Genomic DNA, 12455 nt, shown 5'->3' on the forward strand with positions numbered 1-12455 from the left:
ACATGAAAAAGCAACCCCAAATAACGGAGAAAACAAGACAAAAGTTTGTAGAAGTTTTTTGTGAGTTATATAGCCAAAAGCCGATTGAAAAAATTTCGATTCAGGAAATTTCGAATAAGTCAGGATATAACCGCAGCACCTTTTATCAATACTTTACTGACATTTACGAATTGTTAGACTCTGTTGAAAATGACTTATTGAATGACATGAAAAAAGAATTGGCGAATAAAGAGCTATCGAAGGATACGGTTCAAGATACGCTCAATTGTCTGGATAAAAAAGAACATCTCCTGGTTCTTAATGCCCTTTTGGGTGATTATGGAAGTGCCCGTTTTTTAAAACGCTTAAAGAAAGAAATCACTTTGGATCAATTAGGATTAAACGTTCCGCAAAACCAATCCTTAACGCCATACTTCATTGAGTTTTACCTGACAACTGCTCTTTCTTTGTTTCGTCTTTGGCTCCAGCGTCAAAAGGATTTATCGTCTGAAGAATTTTTCAAGTTAGTGGAGAACCTATATTCAAGAGGGATTACGCCCTATTTTAAAGAATGAGTCTGTCATTCAAACCAAATCCATATGTTCTATAACAATAAAAAAGCGCGCATAAGCTTGTTTACACAATATACTCCATAAAAACTGACCTAACTTACTCTTAAGGTGGACGATGTTATAGAGCACGAGATAGGGCGTTATTGCTTATATATGTACGGAGCGACATTCCATACGATCAGTTTCTGTTATATTGAAATATCAACGAAATTGTTTGTAACCTTTTGCAAATTCGTATCTAACAATTGATTCAACGGTGTAATCATAATTATTAGGGCAAAGGAGAATCATCTGGGAAGAAACTTATATAACTGGCGATAAAAGTACCTAATTATCAGTATTTGATCCAAATTACTTGACTATGACGTTAGGTCATAGTGCATAATTCTCACTATAGACGACTAGGAGTGAGAGATATGAACATAAAAACATTGCGTTCAGACCACATTTATCAAAAAGTTGCCCAAGCTTCGCCCGAGGAAAAACTTGAATTATTCAGAAATGAAATGATGGCTCCCTTTATGAAACAATGGCAAATTCAACAGATCCCTTTTAGAGCTGAAGAGGGGAATGGTTTTGACGTTGTTACGTTTAATAGTATAATGCATCGATCCCCTGATCAGATTACCCAGCAGATTTCATCTGAGGTAGAGTTGATTTCATCAGATTCTTTTTGGTTAGAGTGTGAGCACGCGGTAAGGAAAAGCCTCCGTCTATTTATAGAGCATGAAATAAGTCTCCCCGTATCCGAATATTTGTTTACCATTCAACTAGGGAATCCTGAAAGCAGTGCCTTAACAATAAACGAAGGATATAGTGGCTTTGGGGGCATTCCCGGGTTTATCTGGGGTACACTCTTGCCAAATGAGTACACGATTTCTCGAATGAAGGCTGCGCTGGCGCACGAGTGCAACCATAATGTGCGATATCAATTTATTCAGTGGGATCACACCGTTAATTTGGGCGAGCTCATTGTAAGTGAAGGATTAGCTGAAAACTATGCTATGTTCATGTTTGGCGAAGAATTGCTCGGCCCTTGGGTAACGAAAACAAACGCAGACACACTTAACAGGCGCATAAAGCCTGTCCTTAGAGAGCAATTGCAATTAACAGGGTTTGATAAATTTGCTCCGTATCTTTACGGTGACGAGATCGCCAAACTTCAAAACTTTGAACCGGTCAATATGCCTTATAGTGCTGGCTACGCTTGCGGATATTATTTAATCCAATATTATTTAAGAAAAACAGGAAGAACAATCTTTGAGGCCACAATAACACCTGCTGCTCAAATACTAGACGAAGTAAAAGGATTTTGGGATGAAGAAACCATTATTAGCTGTTAAAGATATTGTTCAGATTACAGGCATTACAAGCCGGACCTTGCATTATTACGATAGGATTGATTTATTTAAACCGACACATCTGACGGAAAAAGGGTATCGCTTATATGATCGAAGCAGTTTGGAAAAACTTCAAACTATTTTGTTCTTAAAGGAATTGGATTTTTCCTTGAAAGAAATTGCGGACATTTTAAAGCTGACCAGGCAAGAACAGAATCAAATATTAAAGAAGCAGAGACAAACCTTATTTTCGAGAAAACAAAGACTAGAAACCATCATGGTTGCTCTCGAAGAATACGTTTCGGGGAATGATATTAGTAATTTGCAAATTTTCAACAATTCTTCCGTTTTGCCATTAAAAGAACAATATGCAAATGAGGCGAGATTCATCTATGGTGAAACAGAAGCGTATAATGTGTTTAATGAAACGTTGGATAAACTATCACAAGATGAAATAGATGAACGTTTTCAATCGATGGAGGAAGTATTCAAGCAAATTGCGTCTTGTGTCGATCAGCATCCTTCCTCCGATGAAGTTCAGCGATTAATCAAGGAGTGGAAAAAAAATCTAATGCAATTCATGCCATGTGATAAAGAGCTACTGGCTTGCATTGCCGATACTTATAAATTCGATGTACGATTCAATAACTACTTTAATCAATATAGCAATGAGGATTTTGCAGATTTTCTACACAGTGCTATTATGCATCATATATCTCAATCGTGAACAGGAAAATTCGTTTGAAACTTCGGTTGATAAGCGGAGTGTGCAGATAGAAGAGAGGAACAATATAGAAAAGACAGCCAAGATAAATAATTTGAAAGCCACAGATAATGCAGTTTTTATAATAAAAAATGAGGAACAGATAGAGAACGCCATACCATATAAATCGAAAACATTTTGGTATGAGTCTTGGCTGAAGATAAAAGAGTTCTTCGGAGTCTAACACGGTTGAACTAACGGGAAACGAAGGCCCGCGATGGAACTCGCCCAACAATTGGGCAGACGCATGGGGAATTTCATCGTTATAGGACTCTTTATGAAGTATATTCATGCTGGCAATGGACAACGCTTAAGGTTAAGTATTATCTTATACGGGAGGTCATCGCTTCTTGAAATTTGAACTAGGACGTTGCTTACTGAATGAACGATTGATGGAATCCGGAAAGTCAGCAGAATGGCTGGCAAAAGACTTGTTTTTAAACCGGAACGAGTTTACGACTTTATTGAAAACAAAAGAGTGATGCCACTCAAAATTGCCATATCGATCGCCGATTCCATCGGTTGTGATGTTCGTGCCTTGTATGAATTAATTCCGAACGATAATGAAGTAAAGGGAGATTAAGGGAATAAGTGGTAGGTTGCATTAAACTACAAATGTGATCCATTAAGCTAGTTAATGATAAACGATAGCTCAATCAAAATGAAAAGGCAGCCGGTCAAATGATCGGCTGCCTTTTCATTAGCTAATAAGCAGTTTACAGTAACGAAACTGATACATTTTGGATTGAGAAACCGTCTTTATACTGAAGCAGCAAAAGGAGGGGAGGTTAGGCTAGCTAGGCAGGAATGATTTGAACAAATGAAAATGAAATTTTTTTTAAAGGAGACTTGAGATGAGATTGTTTGAATTATTGCTATATTTGTCAAACATCAGTTTGTTTGTATTAACAGTTGTATTAAAAAAAGGTCAGCGTATAATTCCAGTATTCGTTGCAAGCGGGATCGCCGCAGTTTTACTGGTCATTCATTGGACGGTGGAAGGATACAGAGTGCAGCTGTTTTTATCATATTGCATAACGGTCTTTTTTTTAGCCATTTCAAGTTATAGTTATTTTAAAAAAAGCAGTTTCCAAAAAATCCCTCGATTCCTGTTGGGTTCAGCTTATACCGCTATAGCGATCATGCTGGTCGGAACAGCGGTCCTCATGTATACTTTTCCTGTGTTTAAACTCCCTGAACTGACAGGCATATTTAAGGTAGGAACGCAAACGTTTCATTTTGTGGATACCAATAGGGAAGAGATTTTTGATAAAGCAAGAGAGGGTAAAAGAGAATTGATGGTTCAGGTATGGTATCCGACTCAAGCTGGTAGTGGCAAGCGAACTGCTTTTATTCCCGATACGCGGATTTTAAGTTATATGGCCGCGAACTATGGTCTTCCCGGGTTTACTTTTCAACACCTGAAGTACGTATCCAGTCATGCATATTCGGAAGCGGAAATCTCTACGGCAAAGACTTCATACCCACTGATCCTTGGGAATCCCGGCAACGGCTCTTCTAGGTTCCTCCACACGTCGCAAGCCGAATATCTCGCGAGTCACGGATATATCGTGGCAATGATCGACCACACCTACAACACATCTGCAACCGAGTTTCCGGACGGTCGAATCACGACCAGCACAACCAACGACTTATTCTCGCCTGACCATGATTATCGGACGGAAAGCGGAAATCGCGACAAGTTAGGCAAAGTTTTAACCGACGATGTGGTGTTTGTGCTGGACCAATTCGAACTTATCCAATCGGGGCAGATTCCAAGTCATCTAAAAGGCTGGATTGATCTCGACCATGTCGGGGTGTTCGGTCATTCTATCGGTGGAGCAACGGCTTATGACGCTTCTTACGATCCGCGAATCGCGGTTGGCATAGACCTAGATGGAGGGCTTTATCGTTTGCGTGAAAGAGAGGGACTGCAAAAACCGTTTTTATTCCTCAACTCGGAAAGCTATTTTGAAAAATTAAAAATGGTGATGGATAACCGGGTCTACACGGATGCAGAAATTAACCGTATAGGCTCAACCAGAGAGTGGGAGGATCAAGTAACGGAAGATAAAAAGTTAGAGCTAGAACGGATGCGCAAAGCGGTCGACGAAGGGGGACAAGTCCTCTATATCGAAAATACGGAGCATTTGAATTTTACCGACGTACAGTTCATTTCTCCGATTTTCAAAATGCTGGGCATTACAGGAAAGATTGAGCCCGATAGAGCGGACTCCGTTACCAATACCTATATGCTGAATTTCTTCGATATGTATCTGAAAAATCAAGACGGAATCTTAATGAAAGGACCGGATAGCCGTTTTCCGGAGGTGAAGTTCGTAACCTCGCTATAAATTACGGAGCAGGTTAATATGATTGCAGTTATTTTAGACTGAAGCAACATCATTACGCTTACGGGGAATGATCGATCAATCCATACACGATAGCAGCCGTCTAGATGATCGGCTGTCTTTTTATTAAGCTAACGGCCACCCGTTAACTTTACCCTTTTAAGTACCGTAGCCGAAGTAGAATATTGTTACGCCATCCCGATCATACGATCGAGGAAGAAAGTGCTCCAATTTCAGTCATTCTGAAAGAAACCAAAAGAATGAGCAACATGGTAGACGGCCTACTTCTTCTGGCAAGAGGCGATTCACATGAGGAAGTTATCTCATGCACACCTGTTCGTATTGACGGGATCATTAAAGAGATCGCCAAAAAAATGGAGCCAATAATGGATTACAGGCAGTTGCGGGTACAGCTTCATGTCGAAGGCTCGGAATTGCTCATGAATGGAGATGAGAATCGTCTCATACAGTTGTTCATGATTTTGTTGGACAATGTCATTAAATTTACGCAGGCGGATGGGCAAATCGATCTTGAGTGAGGCAGGGGAAATCAGTTCTTGTAACCGTCAAGGATAACGGAGTGGGTATTTCGGAACATGAATTACCACTCGTATTTAATCGCTTTTATAAGGGAGATTCCTCTAGAAGTAGAGGGGATCATGGAGCAGGTCTAGGGCTATCGATCGCACGTTGGATCGTCGATCAACATCAAGGTACTGTCCACATTAGCAGCGGGGTAGGGTGTGGTACGACAGTTATGATTCGTTTTCCGGTGATTAGTTAAATAATAATAGTACTCTTCAAAAGAGACTTACAATTGTTGTCGGGACTTTTGGGGATATCTATAGAACGCAGCAAAGTTCTTTATTATCTAATCTTTTCAAAAAAGAAGAAATTAGTACATACTGTGTGCAATAAGTGAAGAAGATTATCTGGCTTCGCTACCGGTTATTAGCGCATATAAACAAAGGGTGATTATCGCTCAATGTTTAACTTGGATGTGATGCCTTGTAGGAATTTCAAAAAAACCGTTGAACCAGCTCAACGGTTTTTTTGAATGCATTTGTGTGCCGTCCTATAAGTGGTTGATGAAACTCTGAGCAATTGATATGGCCAGTCGAAATCGCAAGGCTCTAATTAATGATGTGGTTATTGCTCGGAACTCAAAAGAGGAAGTGATAAATAGATCAAATAATATAAACCCCTAGATTGTGACACAATCCATATAGATCTATGTATAATCTAAGTAGAATGCATCTTAGTGACATATGTACAAAATACGGGTTTTGTGAGGAAGTAGTATATAAATTAAAGGAACCAACCAATTTGATGCAAATTATTGCCAATTTACTGTCTATTAATGATTATCTAATCAATGTTCAAACCTGTTCAAAATAACTGCCCTTTCATAAGCAATTGATTCTTATTTAGTAATCGATTTATCTTAAACGAGTATTAAGCTTTAAAGCTCATCAAGTCTCGCATAAAACTTTAAGTGCTGATAATGTTTTTATTGTTGCATTAGATTACATAACTCTTGATTATATAAATTGACTATTACCATTATTTAACTTTTATAATCATCCTCATACATGTTCATCTTTAAAGCTTTAATTTCAAAGCAACTCTTCAGCTATCCTTAATTGTCTTTCCCGTTCTTTAGTAGCTGCCTCTGCAACTGAAGAATGATCTGATATGTAATTCACCAGTTTTACTGCATAGTCACTGCAAACCATAGCGTGTCCTCGCATATGTCCAGTTGCTATGGCTTGTGCAAAAGAACGGGCAGCATACTTACTAGCCTCGGTTGTGGACTCTTTGGCCAATTCATTGACTATGAATCCAACTTTTCTTAAATCAAAGGCTCTAATCTCACCAGTTATACGCTTTTCTAGCGTTTCTATACCTAAATCAATCCGCGGGTCATTTACAAGCTGCTGGTCCAGATGATCCAGGTGCTCAGCTGCTACTTTCAAAGCCCATTTGGCCAGAAACTTCTGCGGCAGCTCTTCAAGCGTTTCTTCAAGCCGATTTCTTAATTCATGGTTATCTATAATCTTTATCTTTGGACTAGTATAAGTAAACATGTTAGTTTCTCTTAATTGCTGTTCATGTTTATTCCATGCATATTCCTCAATATTCAACGAATCACTCCCCCATTACAATACGGCACTATTTAATTGCTTCAGATCTTCTTTTATAAAAAGAGTGTACCATACTGAAAAAATGTAAATTAGCCATATTCTACGCGAATAGTCGCCTTTATTACTCCGATGCTGGGTAAACATCTCTTCGATGATATTCATATTGAATATTTCTTCAATGCCACTATATCGTATTTGTTCGAACATTATATCTGAAATTGGAGTTTTGAGCCAATCACGAATGGGTACGGGAAATCCTAGTTTCGGGCGATTCACAATAGCTTCCGGAACGATTCCTTCCATAGCTTTACGCAAAGCAAGTTTTGTTGTTTTTTGCCCAATCCGATTGGATACAGGTATTTTACTAGCCGTTTCGAAAACCTCTTTATCTAAAAATGGGACTCTTAATTCTAATGAATGTGCCATGGATAGCTTATCTGCTTTTGATAAAATATCTCCAGGTAACCAAAAATTCATATCAATAAACTGCATTCTTGTCGCAGGGTCTAGGTGAGCTGTCTTATCATAAAAAGGCTTAACGATATCCGCGGGATGTAAAAAGCTATGCTGAGCGTGTACCGATTCGTGGAGCAAATTCATCTTACCGGTTTTGTTGAAGATGTTCGCATTACCGAAAAAACGTTCTTCTAAAGGTGTCAGACCCCGAAGCAAATAATTTTTTCCATAAAAATGATAGGGATATACGGATAATGATTTTCGTAACGAATCCTTTATAAAGTTAGGCATCCAGGTTATCGGTCTTAAAGCATTTGGCTCTCTATAGATTCTGTATCCTCCGAATAATTCGTCAGCACCTTCCCCTGATAAGACAACCGTAACATGTTCTTTGGCAAGCTGGTTTAGATGATAGAGTGCAATGGCAGAAGGATCCGCTACAGGTTCATCTAGATGCCAGACCGTTTTCGGGATACTTTCAAAAAAGTCTTTTTGCGATAAGATGTGAAAATAATGATCTGTCCCCAGTTTGGCTGCTGTTTGATTTGCAATGATTGTTTCATTGTTCAACCCTTCAAATCCAATTGAAAAGGTTTTGGTGGATTCTTCTGTTCTCATCATTGCAGCTATAGCTGTAGAGTCAATTCCACTGGACAAAAAACATCCTCTATTCACATCACTTTGTAAATGAAGGTTTACAGACTCTTTCAATTTCCACTGAATTTCTTCTGCGTAGTCTGCTAAAGATCGTACTACCGGTTGAAAATGGGGTTCCCAATATTTCTCGATCTTCATTTCACCTTCCGAGTTAACAAATACTCGCTCTGCAGGTCCTAATTTATGAATGTGTTCAAACATCGTATCAGGATGCGGGACATACTGAAAAGTTAAGTAGCTGAATAAACTTTGATACTGAAGCTTTCTGGGTACCCCTTGCACTGCAAGTATGCTTTTAATTTCCGAAGCAAATAAAAGATTATTTTCGTCTTTGTAATAATAAAAAGGCTTGATCCCGAAATGATCTCTAGCAGCAAAAAGAGATTGTTCCTTAAGATCCCAAATCGCAAAACTAAACATTCCACGTAAATGATGGACACAATCCTTGCCGTATTCCTCAAATAAATGCACAATGACCTCTGTATCGGATTGCGTCTGAAAGTGATGTCCCTTTAGCTTAAGTTGATCTCGTAGTGTTTTATAATTATAGATTTCACCATTAAAAATAATCCAAAGAGTACGATCTTCATTCGTCATCGGTTGATTGCCATCACGTAAATCAATTACAGACAATCTGCGAAAACCAAGTCCAATGCGAGAATCGAGCCATACTCCCTCATGATTGGGACCTCGGTGATTCATAACCCCTGTCATTTGTTTTAAGGTTTCTTCATGTGGTGGCTGTCCATTATATTTTAATATTCCTGCTATTCCGCACATACTCTGGCAGTCCTTCCTATTATAAAGATTAGGATATAGAGTGCCCATAATTGCTTTGATAAATTTATCATTTTTTTCTAAAGGATTCACTTATTTGAAAATATAAAAAAAGAAAAGCCTGTATTAGCAGGCTTTTCTCATTCATTTTTACTTTATCTCTCCCAGAAAGCTTCTAAAGTTCTCGACAATGTCTTTAGATCGGGTATGGTGCAAATAATGCTCCCCATCAAGCAACATCAATTTCCCGTGTAAGGAGTCGTTAATCTGTTCTTTATGCAGGGATTCCCAGCCTGGAACATCCGTATTGTCTTTCACTAGGAAGAAAATAACAGGAAGATCTTTAGGGAAATTTAATGTTTCCGTGGCTTTGAAATTGCTTTTAAAATGCTCTGCTTCGCTGATGATATTAGGATTCATCATGTTTTTAAGTGAAATCATTCTATCTTGTTCTTTAGTTTCCTCATCATCACTTGGTGTAACGATTTGGGCCGGGTTGAGTTTTACCAGCAATCGCATAAATCCTGATTTTTTAAGCAGCTTATAGGTTCCTGATGGAAATTCTTCATCGTTGCCCCCTTGTGTGGGTACGCTGCTGTCGATGCCTACGAATGCACTAACTTCGTTTTCGTATTTGTTCACATAGTCCAGTCCGTAAATTCCTGCTATAGAGTGTCCCATCAGAATATAACGATCTATCTTTAATTCTTGTAAAGCTTCATGAAGCTCACTCACTATATTGTCGACCGTTCGTTCTTTTGTGGTGACATCACTTAGTCCATAACCAAACGGCTCAACTACTACAACTTTATAGAAAGGAGTCAGTTCATCTACAAGTGGTTTGAAATCAATTACGGGTGATGCGGTTCCAAACCCTGGGAGTAACACGACCGTTTCCTTGCCTTGCCCTTGTATGGTTACATTCATTTTTTTCCCGTCGACAGGTACAAGCTGACCATAGGGTTCTATTTTTCCTTTCTCCACTTTATTGCTGATCACATTGACTGTAAAAACGATGACCAGAAAAAGTGCTAGGAGGATGACTATAGCGACTATTACTTTAAGTAAAATTAATAATGTTTTCTTCATACTTTCATTTCCTTCCTTGATGTTTCTTTTAGTTTCTCCAACTTCTGCACCCCTTCTTGTTATCCCTTATCTTTTGTCTATTCCATTCTATCAATCCAGTCTTAGATCCTGTGTAACGCAAGTTTAATTGATTCTTAACTTTCAACAGCCCCTAATGATAACGATTTAAGCTTCTGTTAAGATTGGAATAACAAAAAAACACCTTTAGTTATCCGTCGATTAACCATAGGCCAATTCAACGTTTTCTAAAGGTGTAGTTTCCACTTATTAGTTCATTGATTATTTACGCGCTGCACGAAGCTTCTCAGGAGTTACATCATTTCCATCCGGATCTAAAATTGTCACTCCAGAAAGACTGTTACGAACTTGTCCACGAATTTCACGCAGGTAGTCTTCACGCAATGCGATCTGTTCAACCCATTCGCCTTGTGTCAGACCTACTTCACGTTCTTTCTTAGCTAATTCATTGATGCGAGTCAAACTTGTAATCATCTATGTTCCTCTTTTCTTAGTTTTAATTAGCTTACTAACGGTTATGGCGATTAGTTCCAGATTCAAGCTAAATTATCAGCCATTTGTTTCATAAGTCTTCTTAATAATAAACGTTCTTCAGGTATAATTCCGGCTAGTAATTTATCCAGCTGTTTGTTCCAGATCTGTTCCACAGGTTCGCAGAGATTACGTCCGGCTGGGGTTAGATACACTCGGCTAACTCTGCCATCTTCAGGATCTCTTTTTCGAACAACAAACCCATGATTTTCAAGAGATTTCACCATATTTGTTATGGTTGGAGGCTCACAATTCAAGCGTTCACTTAGCTGTATCTGTGTCATTCCATCTGTTCTCCATAACCGGCATAATAACTGTTCTTGACCCACATGAAGATTAAGTTCTCTAAGCAGCTCTGCATAATCTCTACGCATTTCCGCTGATATTCTATCCAGTAGTTCCCTTATCTCATCTTCTACCACAGATATTTCCTCCGTACTGCCTTACAAATTACTTAGCAAGCTAATAATATCACGATTTATTAAAAATTTCAAATAAATGTCCGTAACGTTCATCCTGTTTGCTGACCAAACCATTAAAAAAGGAGTAACACCACAAGATCACGTAGATCTTATTTTTTTACTCCTGCCCAGTCAACACTTGACTTCGTTCTCAATTATTTTGTGGAAGCCGCACTTCAAACATCGTCCGAACTACACTGCTTTGTGCAGAAACTGTTCCAGCATGTTGTTCCACAATGTTTTTAGTGATAAATAAGCCCAGTCCCGTACTCCCTGTGGGATGCGTTCGCGCTCGATCTCCGGTGTAGAACATATCAAAAATACGCGGTAGCTCTTCCGGATCAATACAATCTCCATAGTTAATAATCTCAATAACGACTTCGTTTTCTTCTAAATACCCATGAATATCAATAAATTGACCGTCGCTTCCGTATCGCGCTGCGTTAGTGAGAAGATTCTCAAATACACGTGCCAGCAGCTCACCGTCACCCTCTATCTTCAGAGGTTGGGTTACATCCAAACGGGAAGTAAGACCATTTTTCTCAAAAACGGGATATAACTCTTCATTTAATTGTAAAAGAAGCTCACTAAGGTCGATCGAGGTTTTCTCAAGCGTAAGCTTACCGTAGTTCATTCTTGTAATTTCAAATAGCTCATCAATTAATTTTTCCAAACGTTGAGATTTAGTATAAGCAATCGTTGTGTAATGTCTGGTCTGTTCTGGCGTTAATTCATTGTCCCTAAGGATAAAATCCAAATAACCTATAACTGAGGTAAGTGGAGTACGCAGATCATGTGCCAGATTTAACACAAGTTGATCTTTACTGCTCTCCGCAAAGTCTCCCCGCTCAATAGCTTCCTGAAGATGATCAATAGCCAGATTGATATCATGGCCAATAAGGCCGAATTCATCTTTAGAAGGGATATCCACCCGCTCCGAGAAATCACCCGACGCCAGCTGATGGATCCCTTTCGAGATTTCCTTGAAATAATTTGCATATGGTTTAGTAAATATAAAAAAGAATAAGATGGCCAAAGGAATGAAGATAATCAAAAACGCATTAACATCACCGATATCCCGCATCAAGTAGCGAACTTTAGTCAATGGATTTTCTAATAAGACCTCTGATCGATAATATCTCTGCAGAATTTTATAGATTGAAAAGGTAATTCCACCGGATACAAGCATACTGGCCATCAGCAGCATAATCATTTTTGTACGAAAGCTATAAATCATTTTAGGCATTGGTTGTATACCCTTCCCCTACTATTTATCTTTGTAGTGACAATGGTATATGAATTCATTCAAAATCTCAA

Annotated in this window: 13 protein-coding genes; 7 read left to right on the plus strand and 6 right to left on the minus strand. The window is 38.7% G+C overall.

Going from position 1 to position 12455, the window contains the following annotated elements; all coding sequences use genetic code 11:
* Positions 1-2: 2 nt before the first annotated feature.
* From PODO_RS15570 to PODO_RS30590, 7 genes are all read left to right on the plus strand, one after another.
* Positions 3-554 (plus strand): TetR/AcrR family transcriptional regulator, encoded by a 552-nt coding sequence (locus tag PODO_RS15570; protein WP_038571364.1) that lies wholly within the window; start codon positions 3-5, stop codon positions 552-554.
* A 413-nt stretch (positions 555-967) separates the two neighbouring features.
* Positions 968-1894: a DUF2268 domain-containing putative Zn-dependent protease gene (locus PODO_RS15575; RefSeq protein ID WP_036676993.1), complete on the plus strand. Its 927-nt coding sequence runs from the start codon at positions 968-970 to the stop codon at positions 1892-1894.
* Positions 1869-2618: a MerR family transcriptional regulator gene (locus PODO_RS15580; protein WP_036676991.1), complete on the plus strand. Its 750-nt coding sequence runs from the start codon at positions 1869-1871 to the stop codon at positions 2616-2618. The genes PODO_RS15575 and PODO_RS15580 overlap by 26 nt, the downstream gene beginning before the upstream one ends.
* A gap of 451 nt (positions 2619-3069) precedes the next feature.
* Complete coding sequence (locus PODO_RS15590) at positions 3070-3237, plus strand: hypothetical protein (RefSeq protein WP_342342218.1); 168 nt, start codon at positions 3070-3072, stop codon at positions 3235-3237.
* Positions 3238-3508: 271 nt separating this feature from the next.
* Complete coding sequence (locus PODO_RS15595) at positions 3509-5008, plus strand: alpha/beta hydrolase family protein (RefSeq protein ID WP_036676986.1); 1500 nt, start codon at positions 3509-3511, stop codon at positions 5006-5008.
* 182 nt (positions 5009-5190) lie between these two features.
* Complete coding sequence (locus tag PODO_RS30075) at positions 5191-5544, plus strand: sensor histidine kinase family protein (protein WP_052097068.1); 354 nt, start codon at positions 5191-5193, stop codon at positions 5542-5544.
* Positions 5541-5789, plus strand: a complete 249-nt coding sequence (locus PODO_RS30590) for a sensor histidine kinase (protein WP_076143606.1) — start codon at positions 5541-5543, stop codon at positions 5787-5789. Before PODO_RS30075 ends, PODO_RS30590 begins: the two co-directional genes overlap by 4 nt.
* Before the next feature lie 832 nt (positions 5790-6621).
* Here the strand turns inward: PODO_RS30590 and PODO_RS15605 are convergent.
* The 6 genes from PODO_RS15605 to PODO_RS15630 form a co-directional block, all read right to left on the minus strand.
* Positions 6622-7149: a putative immunity protein gene (locus tag PODO_RS15605; RefSeq protein WP_038571367.1), complete on the minus strand. Its 528-nt coding sequence runs from the start codon at positions 7147-7149 to the stop codon at positions 6622-6624.
* A gap of 15 nt (positions 7150-7164) precedes the next feature.
* On the minus strand, positions 7165-9042 hold the full coding sequence (gene asnB / locus PODO_RS15610; protein ID WP_038571370.1) for an asparagine synthase (glutamine-hydrolyzing): 1878 nt from the start codon (positions 9040-9042) through the stop codon (positions 7165-7167).
* A 147-nt stretch (positions 9043-9189) separates the two neighbouring features.
* The gene (locus PODO_RS15615) at positions 9190-10128 is read right to left on the minus strand and encodes an alpha/beta fold hydrolase (protein WP_038571373.1); all 939 of its coding nucleotides are present in this window, start codon (positions 10126-10128) and stop codon (positions 9190-9192) included.
* Between the two features lie 279 nt (positions 10129-10407).
* Positions 10408-10620, minus strand: a complete 213-nt coding sequence (locus PODO_RS15620; RefSeq protein WP_036676956.1) for a DUF896 domain-containing protein — start codon at positions 10618-10620, stop codon at positions 10408-10410.
* Positions 10621-10682: 62 nt separating this feature from the next.
* Complete coding sequence (locus tag PODO_RS15625; RefSeq protein ID WP_038571376.1) at positions 10683-11099, minus strand: MarR family winged helix-turn-helix transcriptional regulator; 417 nt, start codon at positions 11097-11099, stop codon at positions 10683-10685.
* 190 nt (positions 11100-11289) lie between these two features.
* Positions 11290-12384, minus strand: a complete 1095-nt coding sequence (locus tag PODO_RS15630) for a sensor histidine kinase (protein ID WP_038571378.1) — start codon at positions 12382-12384, stop codon at positions 11290-11292.
* Between the last annotated feature and the right edge of the window lie 71 nt (positions 12385-12455).

The organism is Paenibacillus odorifer, from assembly GCF_000758725.1.
GTDB lineage: Bacteria > Bacillota > Bacilli > Paenibacillales > Paenibacillaceae > Paenibacillus_AQ > Paenibacillus_AQ odorifer.